The following is a 19,881-nucleotide window of genomic DNA, read 5'->3' as shown; positions in this document are numbered from 1 at the left end:
CACTCTCGTCACCGAACCGAACCCGGTCACAAGAACGGTACTCTCTTTCATACCAGATTACGTATTGTGTCCCCGAAGTCCCCCCTCGACATCTACCTGATCGCCATCGGCGGCAGCGGCATGGCCCCCCTCGCCTGCCTGCTGCAGGAGGCCGGGCACTCGGTACGGGGCTCCGACGGCCCTCTCTACCCGCCCATGAGCACATTGCTCGAAGACTGCGGCATCGAACCGTTGCTCGGCTACGAGCCCGGGCACCTGGATCCTCGGCCCGACCTCGTGGTCGTCGGCAACGCGATTCCTCGAACCAACCCGGAAGCCCTGGCGGTAGAGGAGATCGGCATCGAGCGAATCTCCATGCCCGAGGCGCTCTACCGTTTCTTCCTGGCCAGGCGGCGCCCGCTTGTCGTCGCTGGCACCCACGGTAAGACTACGACGACCGCCCTGGCGGCATGGGTCTATCGAGCCACCGGCAACGATCCGGGCTTTCTGATCGGGGGCGTGCCCTTGAATCTAGAGCAGAGTTTCGCGAGCGGCTCGGGAGAACGATTTATCGTCGAGGGCGACGAATACAACGCCGCCTACTTCGATCGCGGCCCCAAGTTCTTTCACTACCGGCCCGAGACGTTGATCCTGACCAGCGTCGAGTACGATCACGCCGACCTTTACGAGACTCCGGAGGCGCTCGACGAGACCTATCGCCAGCTGGTGCGCTCGATGCCGAAGAACGGCCTCCTGATCGCCTACGGCGATTCGGCAGAGGTGCGCTCGGTCGCCGGGGAGTCTCCGTGTCGGACCGTCCTCTACGGTTTCGAGGAAGGCCGCGACGTGCGGGCGGCAAACGTTCGCGGCAACGAGCGCGGCACTCAATTCGAGATCCGCGTCCGGAGCGACCACACCGAGCACCGGATCGGCATCGAGCTTCCCCTCGGCGGACGACACAATCTGCTCAATGCCATGGCCGTGTTTGCAGCCGCGCATGCGGACTCGGTACCGGCGGCAGAGATCGCGGCGGCGCTCGCCGCATTCAAAGGCGTGCAACGACGGCAACAAGTGGTCGGCGAGGGCCGCGGCGTCCTCGTCGTCGACGACTTCGCTCACCACCCCACGGCGGTTCGCCTGACTCTGGAGGGTCTCCGCAGCCGGTACCCCGGCAAGAACCTGGTCGTGGCACTCGAGCCGCGCTCGCTCACCGCGGCGCGTCGGCTCTTTTTTGGCGACTATCTCGAAGCCCTCACATCGGCAGATAGGGTCTGGCTCGCGCCCGTGTTTCATGCCGGCCGCTTCTCCGACGACGAACGTCTCGACACCGCAGAGCTGGCCGCCGCGCTCGAAGAGCGTGGCACTCCGGCCACGGCATGCGACTCGATCACCGAGCTGCGACAGGGGGTCCTCGAGACGCTCCGTCCGGGCGACCTCTTCGTCACCATGTCATCGGGGAGCTTCGAGGGCTTGCCGCACGCGGTCGCGAAGGCACTGGCCTGAGCTTCTCCGGCCGCCTACCAGACCGGATCGTAGTCGCTCGACTCGAGGCTCCAGCGCGGCCCGGCAACGTGAACTCGCCGGGTCGGGCCGTCGGCGTCCACCAGATCTCGCTGAGCGTGAGTCCAGGCCAGGATGGAGCCCTTCAAGTTGAAGACGCGAAACCCGGCGGCCTGGAGCTTCTGCGCATACAGACCGCTCCGATGTCCGATCGTGCAGTAGATGACCAGCGTCTTGTCGGCGTAGGCGCTCGGGTCGCTCTCCAGCTCGGTGCTCGTGATCGAATCCGGAATCATGGACACCGCCTGCTCCGGGGCATTGCGCACGTCGACGAGCACCACTCTCGTGGTCTCTCGAAGCCGGTCGAGCTCCTCGACCGTGAGATCTCCGACTTCGGGAAATAGCCTCTTCGATCGAGCGTAGAGTTTCTCGATCTCGAGCTGCTTTTCGGTATCGGGCATCGAAGTGCCGGCATTCTAACCGCAATCGCTCGTCGCCCCGAAAGATGCGCGTAAGTCTGTAAGATACAGGCACTTTGGTTGTTGGTACCGGGCCGTTCTGCTAACATTCGCCGGGCTTTTTCCAGCGGCTCGAAGAGCCTCCCCTCATGATCTACCCCGGCAACGAGACCCTCGCAGAGGAGATTCGCGGTCGTATCTTGAATACGTTCCGCCAGACGCTGAAGCTCGCTGAAAACGGCGACCTGCGCGAGGCCGAGCTCGGTTGCGACTTCGTTCTTCGCCTGGATCCTCTGTTCGAGCCGGCCCGCCAACTGAACGAGCGCCTCCAGGCCGAGAACGGACCGGTTGCGGTAGCCGACCTCCGGGCGATCATTGGCGAAGGGGCCACGGCCGATTCGGATGCAGAGTCCGATCTGGTAAAGGAGGTCGACGCGGTTTTCGGGGAGCTCGACCCGGTCGTCCCCCCCGCGCCGGCTCCCGAGCCCGACGCCGACGCCGCGGTGCTCGACCTCGAAGCCGAGCCCTCGGCGCTGGACTCGGCGCTGGATCTGAGCTCGCTCGAAGAAGCTCCGGCCGAAGAGCCACCGGCGGCCCCGCCTGCACAACCGGCGCAGGCACCGCCGCCCCACTCCGACACCGAGCCCGTCGCAGAACTCGACAACGAGAGCGAGCAGCGCGTTCAGGATCTCCTCCACGAAGGCCAGCTTGCCTTCGACAGGGCCGAGTACCAATCCGCGATCGACGCCTGGTCACGGATCTTCCTGATAGATATCGACCACCCGGAAGCCAACCGACGGATCGATCTTGCTCGCAAGCTCAAGGCCGAAGTCGAACGGAAGCTCGAGGAGACCTTTCACGACGCCGTCACCAAGGTAGAGACCGGGCGCCTGGAAGAGGCGCGGCGCGGTTTCGAGGCCGTTCTCGAAATGATGCCCGGCCACCTGGCGGCCCAGGAGTACCTGGACCGGCTCGACGCGCCCGACTTCGCCGCGCCCGAACCGCCGACCGCGATGGAAGCGACCGGAGACGTCGAAGGCGGTCTCGACGACAGCCTCGCGAGCGAACGCGAGCTCCCCGCCGACATGGCCGGTGGGCTCGACCAGGCGACGGATCTCCCCCTGCCCGGCGAGGCTCAGCCCAGACCTGCCATCGGAGGCGTCGCCAAGGCCTCGAAACCAGTTCGCTCGCCGAATCAAACCTTTCGCACCCTCGGCGCGGCCGCGCTCGTCGTCATCGCCGTCGCCGGTTTCTTGCTCTACAAAAACTGGGACAGCTTCTTCCCCAACGCTTCCGACGCGGCAGTCCCGGTGCAGCTCGATCCGATCACACGCGCCAAGCGCACCCATGCGGAGGCCGGAGCGGCGATTGCCATTGCCCAGCTGCGCCGGCTCTCTCCGGGGCATCCGCAATACGCGGAGGCGCAGGCCCTGGTAGCTCAGTGGGAAGCCTCGCTGGATGCAAGCAAACCCAAGAACGACGCGCCCGAGCCCGAGGCCCTGGCGGCAAGAGACCGGCTCGTGGACGAGGCCCGAACCGCCTTCGGCGAGAAGCAGTTTCTCCTGGCGCAGGAGCTTCTGGAGCGCGGCGCATCGCAGGCCGCCCTGGATGACGCCGCTGAAGAAATGCTCGAAGAGACTCGAGACGAGCTCGCGCCGATGCAGGCGGAGATCGCGATGTTTCGCGACGGCGAATGGGAGATGGCGCTGCGCAACCTCTGGCGCATGCGGGAAAGCGACTTGGCCACTCCTGATGTCAGCCGATTGATGGTTGATTCCTATTTCAATCTGGGGGTGCGAGACCTTCAGCGGCAGGACCCTGGCGCTGCGATTCTCAGCTTCAGGGAAGCCGACGAACTGGCCGGCGGCGATGCCCAGATTGCTCGGTTGATCGAGTTCGCCGAGGTCTATCAGACCCGCTCGGAAGACCTTCTCTACCGGATCTTCGTCAAGTACCTACCTTTTCGGTGAGATGAAACGGTCGGCGCGCGGAGCGCACAACACGCCGATCGACCTGCCTCTCGACCCGGCGTCAAGGGCTTCGAGGGTGCCGGCGATCGAGCAGTCGCAGCCCGAGCTGCCACTCGAGCCCGCCACGGATCCGTCCGCCAGCCCCGAACCGCTCGCTGACTCCGAGGCACAACGGCCGGCAGCCAGAGCCGTCACCGGCGGCCGGCGATTGGCGGCAGGAGTCGTGGACCTCGCCGTGCACCTGGGCGCTTTCGCCACCGCCGTCGCCGGAAGCTGGTGGCTGGGGGTTCCTCCGAGCCGCTTGTCGTTGCTGCCACTGCTGCTCCTGATCGCCTGCTTTTCTTTCGTCTACCACGTTCTGCCGCTCACCTTCTGGGGACACACTCCGGGAATGGCGAGCGTCGGTCTCGTAGCCCGGACTACGGACGGCGGACCTCTCACGATCGACCAGGCCGTTCGGCGCTGGCTGGGCGCGTTGTTGAACGTTGCCAGTCTGGGATTGATCTTCTTCTTCAGCCAAGAGCGTTCGCTTTCCGACCGCCTCAGCAGATCGGAAATCCGGGGACACAATACGTAATGCTGCTCTAGGCGAAGTGGCCTCGAGACCAATGCCTCCCCTGCAGCATTACGTATTGTGTCCCCCGCGGCGGCTCCCGCGGCGGCGCAGAAACAGCGACGTCGCGATCGTGCCGTTAGCGACCGCCGTCGTCACGGCAAAGGCGGTGAGGCTTCCGAACCAGGGCAGTAGCGACACGACCCCGCCGAGCTGATAGAGCAAACCGGCGCGTTTGAGTGCGCTCGACGCCAACCCACCGACCGCAAAGAAGGAATGGCCGATCAGGAGCAGCCAGACCGCCGGCAGAAAATCGTACATTCGCTGCCAGACGAGAGCCGCGGTCAAGACGATCGCAATCAGTGACAGATTGCCCTGACCTCTAAACACCCAGCGGGTGATGTCCGATCGGACAGCCGCTCGGCGCGAGCGCCGCATGGCAAGCGCCTCGAACGCGCCACCGAAGAGAATCGCCAGCGACCACAGCAGCAGAACCGCGAGCGCCCCCCCGGCGCCAGCGACCGCGGCGGTCATGACCGCCGCAACCGGCAGAACGATGGCCCAACACACCCAGGGCCACGGTGAGCTCAGATAGCCCGAGGCCGCGCCGGCGAAGAGCGTCTGTACCTTGTCGAGATCGGAGGCTTCGCCCGAAAGGGGGTGGCGTGGACGCAGCGGGTCGTATTCGGACGGCATGGAATGGGATCACGGCCGAGGCGCTCCGGGGCCAGCCGCTGATCGAGATCCTACCGCTGAGTTGCGACTCGAAGCTGCATCCGGGCTCTCTCGATCGCCTTTTCACGCTCGAGCCTGGCGACCGGATCGCGGGCTTCCATCGCGCGCGCTTCCTTGAGAAGCCCTCCGATCTCGCTCGGATCGAGCTCCTCCGCCGGGCGGGCGTCCTCGGTCGGCACCGTCAACTCGTTGCCGGCCATCTCGGCGAAGCCGCCGTCGACGTAGAAGACCCTCAGACCGGTTTCGGTCTCCACCCGAAGCTTGCCGATCGCCAGCTTGCACACGAGCGGCGCGCGCCTTCGGAGCAGACCGATCTCACCGTCGTGAGCCGGCAGCGCAACGAAGCTCGCGTCGCACTCGAGCACGACCTTCTCCGGCGTCACCACCGAGCACCGGAAAGTCTTCGCGTCGGGAAAGGTCTTCGAATCGGCCATAACCCGGACTAGGCTTCCTTCGCCAGCTCCTCGGCTCGCGCCGCGGCATCCTCGATCGTACCGACATACATGAATGCTTGATCGGGAAGATGATCCCACTTACCGTCGCAGAGCTCCTCGAACGAGCGAATCGTGTCCTCGCGAGAAACGTACGCGCCCGGAATACCGATGAACTGTTCGGCGACAAAGAACGCTTGCGAGAGAAAGCGCTCGATCTTGCGGGCGCGCCGAACGATGAGCTTGTCGTCCTCGGACAGCTCGTCGACACCGAGAATCGCGATAATGTCCTGGAGGTCCTTGTAGCGCTGCAGAATCTGCTGGACCCGACGAGCCACCCGATAGTGCCGCTCGCCCAGAAACTCCGGGGCGACGATTCGGCTCGATGAGGCCAGCGGATCGACCGCGGGGTAGATGCCCTTCTCGGAGATACTCCGTTCGAGGTTCACGGTCGAGTCGAGGTGGGTGAATGCCGTCGCGGGGGCCGGATCGGTGTAGTCGTCCGCGGGAACGTAGATCGCCTGAATCGAGGTCACGGCCCCCTGCTTGGTCGAGGTGATGCGCTCCTGGAGCTCACCCATCTCGGTGCCCAGGGTCGGCTGGTAGCCGACCGCCGAGGGCATGCGGCCGAGAAGCGCCGAGACCTCGGAGCCGGCCTGCGAGAACCGGAAGATGTTGTCAATGAAGAGGAGCGTGTCGACACCGGTCTGGTCGCGGAAGTGCTCGGCCATGGTCAGCGCCGACAGCGCCACGCGCAGACGCGCGCCCGGGGGTTCGTTCATCTGGCCGAAGACCATCACCGTCTGGTCGATGACGCTCTTGCCGGTGTCACCGATCTGGGCTTCCTGCATCTCGAGCCAGAGGTCGTTACCCTCGCGGGTGCGCTCTCCGACTCCGGCAAAACACGAATAACCGCTATGGAAACGTGCCAGGCGGGCGATCAGCTCCTGGATGATGACCGTCTTGCCGACACCGGCGCCGCCGAACAGGCCCGCCTTGCCACCCCGAACCAGTGGACACAGCAGATCCATGACCTTGATGCCGGTCTCGAAGAGCTCGGTCTTGGAAGACAGATCGTCGAGCTCGGGAGGCTCGCGATGAATCGGCAATCTCTCGGTGATCTCGATCGGTCCCCGATCGTCGATGGGATCACCGACCAGATTGAAGACCCTTCCCAAGGTCTGCTCGCCCACCGGAACCTTGATCGGGCTCCCTGTATCGAGAATCTTGGATCCCCGCTTGACGCCATCGGTCGAGTCGAGCGCCACCGCCCGAATCCTGCCACCACCGAGGTGCTGAGCGACTTCGCACCACAGCATCTCGGGCTCTTCGTCGCCCATGACCGAGCGCTGGACCTCGAGGCGCAGAGCGTTGTAGATCTCCGGCAGGTTCTCTTCCGGAAAACGGGCATCGAGAACCGACCCGATGACCTGTGTGACTTCGCCGTAACTGCCTTCCGTCATAACTAAGCTTACCTTTGCGTTTATGGGGTCAGGCGAGCGCGTTGGCTCCACCGACAATGTCCAGCAGCTCCATCGTGATCTGCGTTTGCCGCGCACGGTTGTACTGCTGGGTAAGGTTCTTGATCATCTCGCCCGCGGCGTCGGTCGCGGCCTTCATGGCGACCATGCGCGCGATCTGCTCGCTCACGGCCGCGTCCATGAACATCTGAAAGAAGCGCACCCGAACCGTCGCCGGCAGGAGCTCGGCAAGGATCTCGGCTGCATTCGGGGAAAACTCGTACTCGACCTCGCGCTTTTTGGAACCGACCGGGATCTCGCCGCCGGTCTCGGAAACGCCACGCTCGAGCGGCAGAACCTGCTCGACCCTCGGCACCTGCTTGCCGACGGAGACGAACTTCATGTAGGCGATCGAAACCGAATCGATCTCGCCGGCGATAAATCGGCTCATCAGCTCGCTCGCCAAAGGCTCGACCTCATCAAAGCGCGGCGAATCGGAGATATCGGCAACCTCGCGGGCAACGGCCTGCCCCAGGAACCGAAAGTAGGAAGCACCCTTCTTACCGATCATGTGGACCTCGGTCTCGCTCCCCGCCTGCCTGCTCTCCTCGAGAAAGTGAAGCGCCGTGCGCAGCACATTGGCGTTGTACCCGCCGCAGAGGCCCCGGTTGCTCGAAAGCACAAGCAGCGTGTGTCGCCTGCTCTCGGTCGGCACTTGCATCAGCGGGTGGTCCACGCCCTCGGCCGCTCGCGCCAGCTTCTCGACCAGCTCGGCCAGCTTGTCCGTATAGGGCCGGCCGGCCACGGCCGCGTTATGCACCGACTGAAAGCGAGCCGTCGCAATCAGCTGCATCGTCCGCGTGATCTTGCGGATGTTGCGCGCTGCCTTGCGGCGCTTGACCAGTACTCTGCGATTCGCCATCGGTTAAGGAATCTAGCCCGCGAATTGGTTCTTGAAGTTGCGCATCAACCCGGTGATGTTCTCGCCGAGCTCGTCGGAAATGACGCTGGTTTCGCCGATCTCCTCAACCACTTCGGGGAACTCGTTTCGGATGTGCTTGAGCAGCTTGGACTCGAACTCGCCAACCTGGTCGACCGGTAGGTCATCCAACAAGCCCTTCGAACCCGCGAAGACGCTCAGAACCTGATCCTCGACCGAGTAGGGTCGATACTGAGGCTGCTTCAGGAGCTCGACCATACGTTCCCCCCGGTCGAGCTGGCGCTGGGTCGCCGCGTCGAGCTCGGTGCCGAGCTGAGCGAAAGCCTCGAGCTCCCGAAACGACGCGAGGTCCAAACGTAGCGTCGAGGCGATCTTCTTCATCGCCTTGATCTGGGCGTTACCGCCTACGCGGGAAACCGAGATTCCGACGTTGACCGCCGGTCGAACGCCGGCGAAGAAGAGATCCGGCTCGAGATAGATCTGGCCGTCGGTGATCGAGATGACATTGGTCGGGATATAGGCCGAAACCTCGCCCTCGAGCGTCTCGATGATCGGCAACGCGGTCATCGAGCCGCCGCTGTCCCGAAACTTGTGGATCCGGAGCTCGTCCTTGTCGTCGAGTGTCTCGAGCCAGGCCTCGGCACGCTCCAAACCCTCACCGCGATGGTAGATCCCCGAGACTTCGTCCGGCCGGACATCTTCGGGCGCCTCGAGGCCCTGCGGGTGGACCCGGGCGAGCGAACGGTCGATCGAGTCCTCGGGAGTGTCCTTGGGGACGATCGCATACTCGTTGCGCAGCTTGACCGCGCGCTCGAGCAGCCGCGAATGAAGATAGAAAACGTCTCCGGGATAGGCCTCCCGGCCGGGTGGCCGGCGCAGCAACAGAGACAGCTGGCGATAGGCCTGGGCCTGCTTGGAAAGATCGTCGTAGACGACGAGGGTGTGGCGGCCCTCGGTGTACATGAAGTACTCGGCCATCGCCGCTCCCGCGTACGGAGCGATGTACTGAAGCGGCGCCGGGTCCGAAGACCCCGCCGACACCACGATGGTGTAGTCGAGTGCGCCATGCTCCGCAAGCTTGTCGACGATGCCGACCACGGTCGATTCCTTCAAGCCGATCGCGACATAGATACAGACGATGCCGCTGTTCTTCTGGTTGAGGATCGTGTCGATCGCAATTGCGGTCTTGCCCGTCTTGCGATCGCCGATGATGAGCTCGCGCTGACCGCGGCCGATCGGGATCATCGAATCGACCGCCTTGATGCCGGTCTGAAGGGGCTCGTCCACCGGCTGGCGGCCGGCGATGCCGGGCGCCTTGTGCTCGAGCGGCCTTCGATCCGGAGTGTCGATATCGCCCTTGCCGTCGAGCGGGCGGCCGAGCGGGTCGACCACCCGACCGATCAGCGACTCGCCGCAAGGAATACTCAGGAGATTCCCGGTTCGCCGGACCTCGTCGCCCTCCTTGATGTCGAGATAGTTGCCGAAGATGACCACACCCACCGAGCTCTCTTCCAGGTTGAACACCTGGCCGAACTGGCCGTTCGAGAACTCGAGCTGCTCGCCGGCCATGGCGTTCGACAGGCCATAGACGCGGGCGATTCCGTCACCGATTTCGAGCACGCGACCCACTTCGTTGAGGTCCACCGCGCTTTGATAGTTCTGGATCTCCTCGGTCAGAACCGAGGCGATCTCGTCCACGTTGAATTTCATCTCGCTATCTCCACTCTGCTGGGCTTCTTGGTCTTCTTCGAACCGGGCTAGTCCACGATGGAATCCAGGCTCTGAATCTGCTCCGAGGCGCGTTCGAACAGGCGTCCCGCCATGGCGTCGAGCTCGCGGGCAACACTGCGGTCGAGCTTTCGATCGCCGGCCCTGAAGACCATGCCGCCAATGACCTCGGGGTCTTGGAGCTCGACCAACCGAACTTGGCCACCGGTCCACTTCTCGGCCACCTGCTGCGCTCGCTTTCTCTGCGCCGGCGACAGCGGCTCGGCCACGATGATGTCGACCTCGGTGATGCCCCGCATGGCCTCGAATTCTTGCCGGTAGCCTTCGATATAGGCGCGCAGCAGACTCAGCCGGCCCTTGCGGCCCATCACCTGGAGCGAGTTCACAACCAGGTCGCTGGCCTGATTTCGAAAGGCGGTTTCGAGCAGCTCACGCTTCACATCGACGTCCACCAGGGGCGACGACAGGGCGAGCTCGAACCTCGGGTCCCGATCCAGGAGCTCACCGAGCCCGGTCAACTCCTCGAGCACGGACTCCGACGCACCGGCCGTTTCGGCCAGCTGGAGCGTAGCTCCGGCATAGAGCCGAGCCACCGCCAGTTCGCGTTCGTCGAAGCCGCCGGACATCAGTTGGGGTCGAGTTGATCGAGCTCGTCGAGAGAGCGTGCGATCATCTTCTCTTTCTCGGCCGTCGAAAGCTCCTTGCGCAGAATGCGCGAGGCCATTTCGGTTGCCAGGCTGGCGCTCGAGGTATAGAGCTCTTTGATCGCGGTCTGCTTGGCGAGCTCGATCTCGCGCTTGGCGCGATCGAGTATCTTCTGGGACTCTTCCCGGGCTTCCTCTTCGATCCGCGCCTTAACCGCCTTGGCGTCACGTCGACCTTCCTCGACAAGCTCGGTAGCTTCGGCCCGGGCCTGGTTCAGTTGGCTGGTGTGTTCCTCGAGGCGTTTCTCGGCCTCTTCGCGATCCCGTTTCGCCTCGGCCAGGGAATCGTGAATGAACTGCTCACGCTTTTGCAGCGCGTCGAGCAGTGGCCCCCACGCGTACTTGCCCAGGACGACGAGCACCGCACCAAAGATGAGGAGGGTCCAGACGGCATTGCCCAGATTGCCGGAGAAAATGTTCTCTTCTCCGCCTCCGGCAGCAAACGCCGGGGTCGCTGCCCCGGCGGCTGCGATTGCGAGCAGCCACAATTGCGGTTTCATTCTCATGCTTCTCATGCGGCCGGCCGATCCCGGCCGGCCGTCCCGGTCGATGGTTATTTGGCGTTGACCGCCAGCATCGTGATGATCAGAGCAAAGAAGGTCGCGCCCTCGATCAATGCTGCGGTCAGAATCATCGGCGTGAAGATCTGCCCCGCAACCTCGGGTTGACGCGCCATCGACTCAACGGCGCTACCGCCGATCCGGCCGATACCCGCTGCGGCGCCCATGATCACCAGACCCGCGCCGATCGCGCCGCCCAGCTTGGCCGCACCCAGAGTGGTCAACATCGAGCCCCCGTCGGAGCCGCCTTCGGCCGCCATCGCCGGGGCCGCGGGAACGAACATGACCGCGAGGCCCATGACGATCATGACAAGCGCAAATTTCGACAATCGCTTCTGCATCTTTTCTCTCCAATTTTCCGTCGAGCGGGAATTGACGGGGGTTCGGATCGCCATCGCAGTCACGCCTTGCGGCCCTTTGTCCCGCGACTCGGGCATGGCGAGTATTCCCGATTAGTGAGCTGTAGCTTCCTCATGGTCGTCATGGTGAAAGACGACCGACATCCCGATGAACAACGTCGTCAGGAAGGTAAAGATGAACGCCTGTAGAAAGGCGACAAAGATCTCCAGAAGGCTGATGCCGACACTACCCAGAATCACCGGAATCGCGACGCCGAAGCCGGCGCCCGCGCTGACCGAGCCCGCGCTCAAGATGAAACCGAGAAGAACCGCCAGCACCAGGTGTCCGGCGAGCATATTGGCGAACAGCCGCACCGCCAGCGCGAACGTTTTGGCGAGCCAGCCGGCGATCTCGACGGGAACCAGAATCGGCGCCATCCACCACGGCCCCGGGCAGAAGTGCTTCAGAAAATCGACCTTCCCCAAACGAAGCCCATTGATGACAACCATCGCGAGCGTCACCACGGCCAGAGTGCCGGTCACCCAGATATTTCCCGTCGCCGTGCCGCCGATGTGAAGTCCGATGGCCAGCGGCGTGATCGCGCCGATCGGAATCATGCCGAGCAGATTCATGGCGAGCACGAAGAAAAACAACGACCAGACGTACTTGATGAAACGATCGGTGTGCTCGCCCAGGGTCGGCTCGGCGACTTCCTTGCGCAAGTACTGGCAGATCACCTCGATCACGCCCGCGAACCCCGTCGTCATCAGCCGATCCACGCCTTCCCCGGACTTACGCGAGCGCCGGAAGGCGAACGGTAGAAGAATGCAGAGCAGCAGCCCGGCCAGAATCGTCATCGCGATGTGGTCGCTGAACAGCGTCACCACACCCTCGGGCGTCAAGAGTCCCGCGTCGAGCTCCGTCTCGACGATGGGATGCTGAACAACGTGTTCGAGCGGATTCGTACCAGCCATGGCGCGGAAAAATCGAAGGTTTTTTGGTGGAAATCGGCGAACGTTTCCTCAGCTCGCGGCGCGAGTATAGCCACTTGTGACGAGTTTCACAATCTCCGAAAAACCCTGAGCGCAAAGGCGGTATCGACGATCAGAAACACCAGATAGCTGACCGCCAACCAGAGCAGGAAAGGCGCGACTTCGACCTCGCCGAGCAGGACCACCGCCACCGCCCCGATGCCGACCGCGCCCAGGCGCACCAACATGGCAGCAAGGAACCTGGAAACGCCCGCCGGGCCCGCGCTGGCAGCGGCGCCGGCGCCCGAGATCAGCGGCACGGCCCCCAGTATCGACCCCAGAAAAACGACGCCGCAGGCCCAGATCATCGATTCCCGGGCCCCGGGAGCCGCGTCACAGGTCAATAGGGTCCCGGCGACGAGCAAGACGACCGTTACCGCGATCGCGATTGCGGCGAAACGCAGCATCGGAATCACTCCGGATCGGGTCTCTCGCTGCCCTTGGCTCGGGCCTTGGCGCGGGCGTTGGCGCGGGCCTTCCGATCCGCGGCCTCGGCCGCGATCCGAGCGGTGCGCACGAAGTTGTAGAGCCCACCCACGACCCCGATTGCCGCGCAGATCAGGAGCGCCCGTGGCTCCGTCCCGAAACGGCGGTCGATCCACAGTCCCAGGAACGTGAACCCCGCGACCGCCGCGGCCAGCTCGAAGCCCATGCCCGCCATCGACATCGGTCGACGGCTCTTGCCGGATCTGGTCACTAGTAGATGATCCGCATTCGAGAACCGGAACCGCTCGGTACGACCGTAGCCGTGATCGTCGACTCCGCCTTCGCGGCGCTCAGCCCCGATTCCCCCGAACGTCGGACTGTCCACCCCTCGGACTCGAGCAGCGAGATCCAACTTGCGGTCAAGCTCGACGCCGACGACGGCGTCTCCAGAACCACAAAGCTCTGGCCGCCGCGGTCGACGCCCTGGTCCGCCACCGACGCTCCACCCGGAATCGGCAATTCCACAGGGAAACCGGGCGGAAGCACCAGACCGGACTCCACCCAGCGAGGACCGCGCCGATCTTCCTCGGTCGAAAGCTCGGAATCGATCGCGCCTCCCACGTCCTCGGTGGCCAGAGTCTCCGCGGCTCCGGAGTCGCCCGCCTCGGGCACACAGCCGATCGCCGCCAGAGCCAGCGAGCCGAACGCCAACATGAGGACAACCGCGGTGAAATGGACTCGCATCGCCATCGGAAACGCTAGCACAGGCCTGCTCACGGTCGGGGGTGCGGGAGTGGGGGCAGCCGCGGAAGCCGTCCCAGGATCCGGCGAAGATCCGACACCGAGGCGCGTCGAGCCGACTGGGCTCGGGACCGGTCCAGAAGCAGCGCGCTCAGGCCCGCACCTCGCGCTCCTTCGCAATCCTCGAGAATCCGATCGCCAACGTGAAGACAGGCTCGAGCAGGCACACCAAGGCGGTCCAGACAGGATTCGAAGATTGCCGGATGCGGCTTTTCGAAACCGACCTCGGCCGAGTATGCGAGCGCGTCAAATCCGGGTAGCTCGAGTCCATCGAGCAGCCCCGCAAGCCGATGATCCCAGTTGCTGATGACCCCCAGCAGATAACCCCGGGCGCGCAGCTCGGTGAGGACTTCACAGGCCTCCGGGAAGACCTCCCAGGATTCCGGCCGGCTGAAGCGCTCGAAGAGCTCGGCAGCGGCGAAAGCCGGCTCAGCCGGGCTTTCCAGGTATTCGAGAATCCGTGCGACGAAATCCGTCCACCAACCCCTGGCTTCGCTCCGTCCGGGTCCGAATCGATTCGCGAGAAAGCCGGCACTTCCGGCATTGGCTCGACAATCGAACTCCCGCCAGACGGTTCGGACCAATTCGCCGGCGCGGTCACTCGACACCTCGGCACCGTGCCGTGTCAGGATCTCCGAATAGATGGAGCCGAGCTCGGGACAGTGGAACAGAGTGCCGGTCGCATCGAAGGTGACGGCCCTGACCTGGAACGCTGCCTCGGAAACCGCTCGCATCGGCATGCTAGCCTGCATTATTCATGACGATTCGTTCATGATTGACGCAGGCTGAAGTCCTGATTCCCGTGTCGAACACCGATCTGCGCATTTTCGCAGCCGCGATTGCCTTGGCCGCCTGGCTCGTCCTCCTGTTCACTGGTTGGGCGTTCGGAGGACTCGTCCATACGCTACTCGTCGCGGCGCTCTTCCTGGTCCCGTGGCGAGCCGTACCGAGAAGCACCACGGAGATTGTCGATAGCTCTGAGCAAGCTGTAGGCAAGGGCGGTAATAGCCAGTCCGACTAGGAAGGCATGGACCGGAAAAAAGCCGCGCAGCTTGTAGAGAAACAACCCGGCCAGCGCTCCGACCAGCACGCAGATAGCGATGCGCCTTTTCATCCTTGAGCGCCCGCAACGCTGAACTCGAGGCTTCCTATTTGAGGGGAGGAGACCTCGACCCGGTCTCCCGCAGCCAGCGGACCAACCCCCGAAGGAGTTCCGGTAAGCACCAGATCGCCGGGCTCCAACGTCATACAGCTGCAAACGTAGCTCACCAGCTCGCCGAAGCTCCAGATCAAGTCGAGTGACCTGCCGTGCTGCCTCGGCCTACCGTTGACTCGAGTCACCAGCTCGAGCTCGTCCCAATCGGGATCGGTGACCAACCTCGGGCCCAGGGGACAGAACGTGTCGAAGGACTTGGCGCGCGCAAACGTCCGGTCGCGCTTCTGGAGATCGCGAGCGGTGACGTCGCACGCCAGCGTGACGCCGAGAACGCCCTCCAGCGCTTGCTTCGGCTCCACACGCTTGAGTCGGCGGCCGATCACCAGCGCGAACTCTCCCTCGAAGTCGACTCGCTCGCTCTGGCCCGGCAGAACCACCACCCCACCCGGTTCGAGTAACGAAGACGGGGCCTTCAAGAAGATCAGCGGCTTTTCCGGCACCGGATTGTCGAGCTCCAGGGCGTGGTCCCGGAAACCTCGCCCGATGCCGATGACCTTGGAAGGAAAGGCCGGCGCCGGCGCCATGCGTGCAAGGTAGGTCTCCACCGCCCGCTAACGATACCCCTTCTGGAGCAGCAGCCAGAGGAAGAACGGGCCGCCGACGATTGCGGTCAGCACGCCCACTGGCAGGTCGGCCGGTGCCAGAATGCGCCGAGCCAGGAGGTCACAGAGCGCCAGAAACGCGCCGCCGGCCAGAAATGCCCCGGGCAGCACCCAGGCATGGGCGAAGCCGACACCACGTCGCACCCAGTGCGGCACGATCAGGCCCACGAAGCCGATCGGCCCGGTTACCGCGACCAGGGCGCCGACCACCAGCGAGACCACGGCCACCACCGACATCCTGAGACGCCCGAGATCGACGCCCCGGCTCGCGGCCAGCTCTTCTCCGGTGGCGAGCTGATCGAGCTCCCGCCGCATCAGCAGCAGCGCCGCCGCACCGAGCAGGATCCACGGAGCCACCCAGAGCACCTCGCGGTATCCGACCACCGCCAGCCCGCCCATCATCCAGCGCACCATGCGGAAGGTGCGCGAGAAATCCGCCAGATACTGGACGAAGAGAATCAGGGCCGAGGATGTCAGCGCGACCGCGACACCGGCCAGGAGCAGAGTCGCGGTGGACCTCTTGCGCGCCACGAAGACGATCACCGAGCTGGCCGCGAGCGCGCCGCCGAAACTCGCGATCGGAACCACCGGAACTCCACCAAGACTGGCGGCCGCCACCAGCTGTTGCGCGAGCACGGCACCGAGCGCCGCGCCACCGGCGACGCCGAGGGTGTAGGGCTCGGCCAGCGGATTTCCGAACATTGTCTGAAAAGCCGCGCCACAGACCGCAAGGGCGCCGCCCGCCAGGAGCGCCAGGAGTAGGCGTGGAAGCCGAAGCTGCCAGACAACCCGTGAGGCCACCTCGTCGCCGGATGCGAGCGCCTCGAAGCCAACCTCGTGAGCCCCGACGAATGGGCCGAGCAGCAGGATCGCAACCCAGACCGCCGCCACCGACCACAGGAAGCCACGCTTCACTTCGACCGCCTCCCGAGCTCCGGAGCCGCCGATTCGGCATCGAGGTCGACGGCCACTACCGGGTGAGCCGGCGGCCCACCCAAGGGCCGCGAAAGATGAAACGGCGCGCCATAGAGGTCTTCGAGCAATGGCATGTCGAGCACTTCCACCGTCGATCCGGCGGCTGCGACCTCGCCGGCCGAGAGCGCCACCACGCGGTCGGCAAGCACATAGGCGAGGTTCAAGTCGTGGCTGGCGAACACCAGTGTCCGGCCCTCCTGGTGAGTGAGCTTATGGAGCAGACGCGCGATGCGCCGCTGGTGCCCGGGATCGAGGTAGGTAGTCGGCTCATCCAAGATCAGGCATTCGGTCTCCTGGGCGAGGGCCGCGGCGATGTAGACGCCCTGGCGCTCGCCGCCGGAAAGCTCGCTCATCGGTCGATCGGCGAGCTCGCTCGAGCCGACCACGTCCAGCGCTCTGGCGGCGGCCTCGAAGTCCCGAGCCTCGTAGCCCACCGACCAGCGCCCGCTGTGAGGATAGCGGCCGAGCAGAACGACATCGCGGACCGTCAGCGGAACTCTCGCCGGCCGGACCTGCGGAACATAGGCCAGCGAGCCGGCGAGCTGACGAGACGTCAACTCGGAGTAGGCGGTGCCCCGGAAGGTAAGACCGCCGCGACTGGGCTCGAGGACCTTGGCCAGCAAACGCAGCAAAGTTGTCTTGCCGGCCCCGTTGGTGCCCACGACCGCCACGCTCTCGCCCTCTCGGAGACTCACCTCCACGTCGTTCAGAATTGCGCGGTCCGCGACCTCGAAGCTGACTCGACCGGCGAGGAGCTCGGTCATGACGCCCTACCGGGGTCACACGAGACCAGAGCGGCCTCGAGATCGCGATAGAGCTCGGCCACTCTCGGTCCGGGCAGCAAGACGTGATTACCATCGACGATCTTGACGCATGGGGCGCTGTCACCCGCGACCTCGAGCCAGTCTCCGGTCCAGGCATCCTCGTCCTCGGGCGCGACCTCCTCCGGCTGCAGCTCGAGGACGACCTCCGGGGCCCGAATCACGGCCTCCTCGAAGCCGAGACGCGGATAGAGCTCCTCGCCGTCCGAAGCCGCGTTGGCGGCTCCGAGTCGCGACAGCAGCTCGCCGAGAAAGGTGCGCGGCCCGGCGGCGTAGATCTCCCCCGCGCGGCCCGGCTGACGGGCCACCGAGAGCAGAACCCTTGCTTGGAGCGGCTCGGCGCGTGGCTCCAGCCCCCGTCTCAAGTCCGCTATCAGCTCTTCGCCGCGCTCGGCCACGCCCGCACGCTCAGCGATCATGGCAATCGCCACGTCGACATCGGCAAGCGATTCGTGCGGCACGATCATGACCTCGACACCCAGCCGCTCGAGCGCCTGGGCGAGCTCGGCTTCGCTGGGCACGAGGATCGCCAGATCGGGCTCCAGGGTCGCGATGGTCTCGAATCGCGGATCGTAGAGGCCGCCGATTCGAGGCAGGTTCTCGACTTCGGGAGGCCAGTGGGCATAATTGCCGACCCCGACCACCCGCGCCCCCAGGTCGAGCGCGAAGAGAGTCTCGACGATCCCCGGCGCCACCGCGACCATTCGCCCGGGTACCGCCTCGTGCTTCAACTCGGGCTGCCGGCACGAAACCACGATCGGCGCGAGCACGAGCGCGAGCAGCAACAGTCTCATCGCCAGCGGACCGAGAAACCACCGACCAGACTCCTGGGAGCGGCCGGGAATCCGAGGGCCTCCTGATAGCTCTCGTCGAGGGTGTTCTCGAGTCGAGCGTAGGGCTGCCAGCGATCGAAAGCGCGCCACTCGACAGCCAGATCCATCCTAAAATAGCTCTCGTTGACGGCGCGCGCGAACGAGATCGGGTCGACATCGTCTCGGCTTCCCACGTAGATCGCGGTCGCGGAGAGGCTCGTTTTCCTTTGGCGCCGGCTCAGAACCACCGAGACCTTCTCGTCCGGCCGGCGCAGAAGCGCCAAGCCGGTGGTCTCGTCTTCGGCGTCGAGCAGGGTCGCCGAGCCGCGCACCGCGTAGCGGTTGCCCCGAAAGGCGAGGCGCGTCTCCAAACCACGGGTCCGAGCCTTGCCGACGTTGATATTGGTCAAGGTCGAAAAATCGAAATCGATCAGGTTGGTCAGCCGGTTGTCGAAGCCCACCAGCTCGAGCCGCCATCTGCCGATCTCCACCTCCGAGCCGAGCTCGAGGCTCTCGCTCTCCTCGGGCTCTAGGTCGGCGTTGCCGGAGAACTGGAAGAAGAGCTCGCCCAGCGAGGGCGCCCGAAAGCCCTCGCCATAGGACACCCGCACGCGTACGGTCTCCCCGATCGGCAGCAGCACTCCCGCACGCGGGGTCAGCCGGCTGCCATAGACGTCGGAATGATCGAAACGAGCTCCGACGTCGAGCGTGAAGGAATCGAACTTCTTCAACGCCTGACCGAACGTCGATCTGGTTTGCTGGCGGGCCCGATCCAGATTGACTCCGAAGATCGAGCGATCGCTGACTTCGAGCCACTCCATCTCGACGCCGAAGGCCAGCCAGGAGCCGGGTTCGAAGCGATAGGTCGCCTGGGAGCGCAGTCGATCCGCTTCGGACCGGGTGTCCGATTCGGTAAACCCGAAAACGTCCTCGGGATCTCGAAAGGAAGAGTCGAGGCTGACGCTCGAGAGCTGCGCGTCGAAACTCCAGCTGCCGGAGTCCCAGCGGAAGGGGACGGCGACCTGGCGCTCGCCCCAGTCGATGGTGCGCTCGGGCGAGGGCAGGCCGGACGACACCGGGATGCCGACCTTCGACTCGTTGACCCGAGTCAGAAGCCCGAGCGTTGCTCGCGAGCTCAAACTCCATTCCAAGCCGGCGACCAACTCCCCACCACGGTAGAAGTCGTTGGTCTCGAGGCCATCGCCTTCGCGGAAGTTGCCCGCTAGATCCAGTCGGGTGTTGCCGAGCTCGGCCCCCAGGCTCACCGCGGCACGCCCGTAGCCTCGCTCGCCCGCTTCCATCCGGAGCGCGCCTCCGTTCTGCCGGCCGCGCACAATCTGGACCACGCCCCCCAGGGCGTCGCTCCCGTGGAGTGCACTGAACGGTCCTCTCACGATCTCGACCCGGTCGACGCCTTCGGTGGGCAGGAAGGCCCAGTCGAATCCGCCGAAGTAGGGATTGTTGAGCTCGACGCCGTTCCACAGCACCAGGGTGTGATCGGACTCGGTGCCGCGCGAGAATATCGACGTCACCTTGCCCGCCGAGCCCGAGCGCACGACATGAACGCCGGTGGCCGTCGTCAGCAGATCGGCGATCGAAGTCGCCTGGCGAGCTTCGATCTCGTCGGCGTCGATAACCTCGACCGAGGCCGGCAGGTTCTCCTGGCTCTCTCCTTCGAGAGCGGCGGTTACGACCAGGACCTCCTGGATTACCTGAGCAGGGACACCTTGCGCCCAGGCCTTCGCCGTGCCGAACAGCAGGATCAGCGTTGCTAAGAGAAGTAGGGGTTGTCTGCGCAAGGCGAGTCTCCTCGAGCAGGGGCACCCGGAAAGAGGTTTGC

Annotated in this window: 23 protein-coding genes; 3 read left to right on the top strand and 20 right to left on the bottom strand. The window is 64.7% G+C overall.

What is annotated here, in order from left to right; genetic code table 11:
- The first annotated feature begins 66 nt into the window (after positions 1 to 66).
- Positions 67 to 1,482 (top strand): UDP-N-acetylmuramate:L-alanyl-gamma-D-glutamyl-meso-diaminopimelate ligase, encoded by a 1,416-nt coding sequence (locus GY769_03230; protein MCP4200927.1) that lies wholly within the window; start codon positions 67 to 69, stop codon positions 1,480 to 1,482.
- A 14-nt stretch (positions 1,483 to 1,496) separates the two neighbouring features.
- Here the strand turns inward: GY769_03230 and GY769_03225 are convergent, their stop codons facing one another.
- Positions 1,497 to 1,940 carry a rhodanese-like domain-containing protein gene (locus GY769_03225; protein MCP4200926.1) on the bottom strand — a complete coding sequence of 148 codons (444 nt, stop codon included), beginning with the start codon at positions 1,938 to 1,940 and terminating at the stop codon, positions 1,497 to 1,499.
- 146 nt (positions 1,941 to 2,086) lie between these two features.
- Here GY769_03225 and GY769_03220 point away from each other — a divergent pair, with 146 nt between their 5' ends.
- Both GY769_03220 and GY769_03215 read left to right on the top strand, forming a co-directional pair.
- The gene (locus tag GY769_03220) at positions 2,087 to 3,907 is read left to right on the top strand and encodes a hypothetical protein (GenBank protein MCP4200925.1); all 1,821 of its coding nucleotides are present in this window, start codon (positions 2,087 to 2,089) and stop codon (positions 3,905 to 3,907) included.
- A gap of 1 nt (position 3,908) precedes the next feature.
- Positions 3,909 to 4,484 (top strand): RDD family protein, encoded by a 576-nt coding sequence (locus tag GY769_03215; protein MCP4200924.1) that lies wholly within the window; start codon positions 3,909 to 3,911, stop codon positions 4,482 to 4,484.
- Between the two features lie 48 nt (positions 4,485 to 4,532).
- Here GY769_03215 and GY769_03210 read toward each other — a convergent pair whose 3' ends face one another.
- The 19 genes from GY769_03210 to GY769_03120 form a co-directional block, all read right to left on the bottom strand.
- Positions 4,533 to 5,156, bottom strand: coding sequence for a hypothetical protein (locus GY769_03210; protein MCP4200923.1), 624 nt, complete (start codon positions 5,154 to 5,156; stop codon positions 4,533 to 4,535).
- Between the two features lie 50 nt (positions 5,157 to 5,206).
- Positions 5,207 to 5,629, bottom strand: coding sequence for an ATP synthase F1 subunit epsilon (gene atpC, locus GY769_03205; protein MCP4200922.1), 423 nt, complete (start codon positions 5,627 to 5,629; stop codon positions 5,207 to 5,209).
- A gap of 8 nt (positions 5,630 to 5,637) precedes the next feature.
- A complete protein-coding gene (gene atpD / locus GY769_03200) occupies positions 5,638 to 7,089 on the bottom strand; it encodes a F0F1 ATP synthase subunit beta (GenBank protein MCP4200921.1) in 1,452 nt (483 codons plus the stop codon).
- A gap of 28 nt (positions 7,090 to 7,117) precedes the next feature.
- Positions 7,118 to 8,008 (bottom strand): ATP synthase F1 subunit gamma, encoded by an 891-nt coding sequence (gene atpG, locus GY769_03195; GenBank protein ID MCP4200920.1) that lies wholly within the window; start codon positions 8,006 to 8,008, stop codon positions 7,118 to 7,120.
- Between the two features lie 12 nt (positions 8,009 to 8,020).
- A complete protein-coding gene (locus tag GY769_03190; protein MCP4200919.1) occupies positions 8,021 to 9,736 on the bottom strand; it encodes a F0F1 ATP synthase subunit alpha in 1,716 nt (571 codons plus the stop codon).
- A 47-nt stretch (positions 9,737 to 9,783) separates the two neighbouring features.
- Positions 9,784 to 10,380: an ATP synthase F1 subunit delta gene (gene atpH, locus GY769_03185; GenBank protein ID MCP4200918.1), complete on the bottom strand. Its 597-nt coding sequence runs from the start codon at positions 10,378 to 10,380 to the stop codon at positions 9,784 to 9,786.
- Positions 10,380 to 10,958, bottom strand: a complete 579-nt coding sequence (gene atpF / locus GY769_03180) for a F0F1 ATP synthase subunit B (protein ID MCP4200917.1) — start codon at positions 10,956 to 10,958, stop codon at positions 10,380 to 10,382. The genes atpH and atpF overlap by 1 nt, the downstream gene beginning before the upstream one ends.
- Positions 10,959 to 11,011: 53 nt before the next feature.
- On the bottom strand, positions 11,012 to 11,245 hold the full coding sequence (gene atpE / locus GY769_03175) for an ATP synthase F0 subunit C (GenBank protein ID MCP4200916.1): 234 nt from the start codon (positions 11,243 to 11,245) through the stop codon (positions 11,012 to 11,014).
- Positions 11,246 to 11,470: 225 nt separating this feature from the next.
- On the bottom strand, positions 11,471 to 12,331 hold the full coding sequence (gene atpB, locus GY769_03170) for a F0F1 ATP synthase subunit A (GenBank protein MCP4200915.1): 861 nt from the start codon (positions 12,329 to 12,331) through the stop codon (positions 11,471 to 11,473).
- Positions 12,332 to 12,417: 86 nt separating this feature from the next.
- A complete protein-coding gene (locus GY769_03165) occupies positions 12,418 to 12,795 on the bottom strand; it encodes a hypothetical protein (GenBank protein ID MCP4200914.1) in 378 nt (125 codons plus the stop codon).
- A gap of 5 nt (positions 12,796 to 12,800) precedes the next feature.
- Positions 12,801 to 13,085, bottom strand: a complete 285-nt coding sequence (locus GY769_03160; protein ID MCP4200913.1) for an AtpZ/AtpI family protein — start codon at positions 13,083 to 13,085, stop codon at positions 12,801 to 12,803.
- Positions 13,085 to 13,564, bottom strand: coding sequence for a hypothetical protein (locus GY769_03155; GenBank protein ID MCP4200912.1), 480 nt, complete (start codon positions 13,562 to 13,564; stop codon positions 13,085 to 13,087). Before GY769_03155 ends, GY769_03160 begins: the two co-directional genes overlap by 1 nt.
- A 23-nt stretch (positions 13,565 to 13,587) precedes the next feature.
- Positions 13,588 to 14,349 (bottom strand): HAD-IA family hydrolase, encoded by a 762-nt coding sequence (locus GY769_03150; protein MCP4200911.1) that lies wholly within the window; start codon positions 14,347 to 14,349, stop codon positions 13,588 to 13,590.
- A gap of 170 nt (positions 14,350 to 14,519) precedes the next feature.
- Complete coding sequence (locus tag GY769_03145; GenBank protein ID MCP4200910.1) at positions 14,520 to 14,729, bottom strand: hypothetical protein; 210 nt, start codon at positions 14,727 to 14,729, stop codon at positions 14,520 to 14,522.
- Positions 14,726 to 15,376 (bottom strand): fumarylacetoacetate hydrolase family protein, encoded by a 651-nt coding sequence (locus GY769_03140; protein ID MCP4200909.1) that lies wholly within the window; start codon positions 15,374 to 15,376, stop codon positions 14,726 to 14,728. The genes GY769_03145 and GY769_03140 overlap by 4 nt, the downstream gene beginning before the upstream one ends.
- A gap of 6 nt (positions 15,377 to 15,382) precedes the next feature.
- Positions 15,383 to 16,348 carry an iron ABC transporter permease gene (locus tag GY769_03135; GenBank protein MCP4200908.1) on the bottom strand — a complete coding sequence of 322 codons (966 nt, stop codon included), beginning with the start codon at positions 16,346 to 16,348 and terminating at the stop codon, positions 15,383 to 15,385.
- Positions 16,345 to 17,172: an ABC transporter ATP-binding protein gene (locus tag GY769_03130; GenBank protein ID MCP4200907.1), complete on the bottom strand. Its 828-nt coding sequence runs from the start codon at positions 17,170 to 17,172 to the stop codon at positions 16,345 to 16,347. The genes GY769_03135 and GY769_03130 overlap by 4 nt, the downstream gene beginning before the upstream one ends.
- Positions 17,169 to 18,023, bottom strand: coding sequence for an ABC transporter substrate-binding protein (locus GY769_03125; protein MCP4200906.1), 855 nt, complete (start codon positions 18,021 to 18,023; stop codon positions 17,169 to 17,171). Before GY769_03125 ends, GY769_03130 begins: the two co-directional genes overlap by 4 nt.
- Positions 18,020 to 19,840 (bottom strand): TonB-dependent receptor, encoded by a 1,821-nt coding sequence (locus GY769_03120; GenBank protein ID MCP4200905.1) that lies wholly within the window; start codon positions 19,838 to 19,840, stop codon positions 18,020 to 18,022. The genes GY769_03125 and GY769_03120 overlap by 4 nt, the downstream gene beginning before the upstream one ends.
- Positions 19,841 to 19,881 lie beyond the last annotated feature (41 nt).

The sequence above is a fragment of the bacterium genome (genome assembly GCA_024224155.1).
Taxonomy (GTDB): Bacteria; Acidobacteriota; Thermoanaerobaculia; order Multivoradales; family JAHEKO01; genus CALZIK01.
Note: the sequence above shows the minus strand (reverse complement) of the source record. Positions and strands in the feature narration are given on the sequence as shown.

Excerpts from the sequence above, each read along its gene's own strand:
- GY769_03225 (MCP4200926.1), bottom strand. The coding sequence starts at position 1,940 with ATGCCCGATACCGAAAAGCAGCTCGAGATCGAGAAACTCTACGCTCGA.
- GY769_03220 (MCP4200925.1), top strand. The coding sequence starts at position 2,087 with ATGATCTACCCCGGCAACGAGACCCTCGCAGAGGAGATTCGCGGTCGT.
- GY769_03215 (MCP4200924.1), top strand. The coding sequence starts at position 3,909 with ATGAAACGGTCGGCGCGCGGAGCGCACAACACGCCGATCGACCTGCCT.
- GY769_03210 (MCP4200923.1), bottom strand. The coding sequence starts at position 5,156 with ATGCCGTCCGAATACGACCCGCTGCGTCCACGCCACCCCCTTTCGGGC.
- atpC (MCP4200922.1), bottom strand. The coding sequence starts at position 5,629 with ATGGCCGATTCGAAGACCTTTCCCGACGCGAAGACTTTCCGGTGCTCG.
- atpD (MCP4200921.1), bottom strand. The coding sequence starts at position 7,089 with ATGACGGAAGGCAGTTACGGCGAAGTCACACAGGTCATCGGGTCGGTT.
- atpG (MCP4200920.1), bottom strand. The coding sequence starts at position 8,008 with ATGGCGAATCGCAGAGTACTGGTCAAGCGCCGCAAGGCAGCGCGCAAC.
- GY769_03190 (MCP4200919.1), bottom strand. The coding sequence starts at position 9,736 with ATGAAATTCAACGTGGACGAGATCGCCTCGGTTCTGACCGAGGAGATC.
- atpH (MCP4200918.1), bottom strand. The coding sequence starts at position 10,380 with ATGTCCGGCGGCTTCGACGAACGCGAACTGGCGGTGGCTCGGCTCTAT.
- atpF (MCP4200917.1), bottom strand. The coding sequence starts at position 10,958 with ATGAAACCGCAATTGTGGCTGCTCGCAATCGCAGCCGCCGGGGCAGCG.
- atpE (MCP4200916.1), bottom strand. The coding sequence starts at position 11,245 with ATGTTGACCACTCTGGGTGCGGCCAAGCTGGGCGGCGCGATCGGCGCG.
- atpB (MCP4200915.1), bottom strand. The coding sequence starts at position 12,331 with ATGGCTGGTACGAATCCGCTCGAACACGTTGTTCAGCATCCCATCGTC.
- GY769_03165 (MCP4200914.1), bottom strand. The coding sequence starts at position 12,795 with ATGCTGCGTTTCGCCGCAATCGCGATCGCGGTAACGGTCGTCTTGCTC.
- GY769_03155 (MCP4200912.1), bottom strand. The coding sequence starts at position 13,564 with ATGGCGATGCGAGTCCATTTCACCGCGGTTGTCCTCATGTTGGCGTTC.
- GY769_03150 (MCP4200911.1), bottom strand. The coding sequence starts at position 14,349 with ATGCGAGCGGTTTCCGAGGCAGCGTTCCAGGTCAGGGCCGTCACCTTC.
- GY769_03145 (MCP4200910.1), bottom strand. The coding sequence starts at position 14,729 with ATGAAAAGGCGCATCGCTATCTGCGTGCTGGTCGGAGCGCTGGCCGGG.
- GY769_03130 (MCP4200907.1), bottom strand. The coding sequence starts at position 17,172 with ATGACCGAGCTCCTCGCCGGTCGAGTCAGCTTCGAGGTCGCGGACCGC.
- GY769_03125 (MCP4200906.1), bottom strand. The coding sequence starts at position 18,023 with ATGAGACTGTTGCTGCTCGCGCTCGTGCTCGCGCCGATCGTGGTTTCG.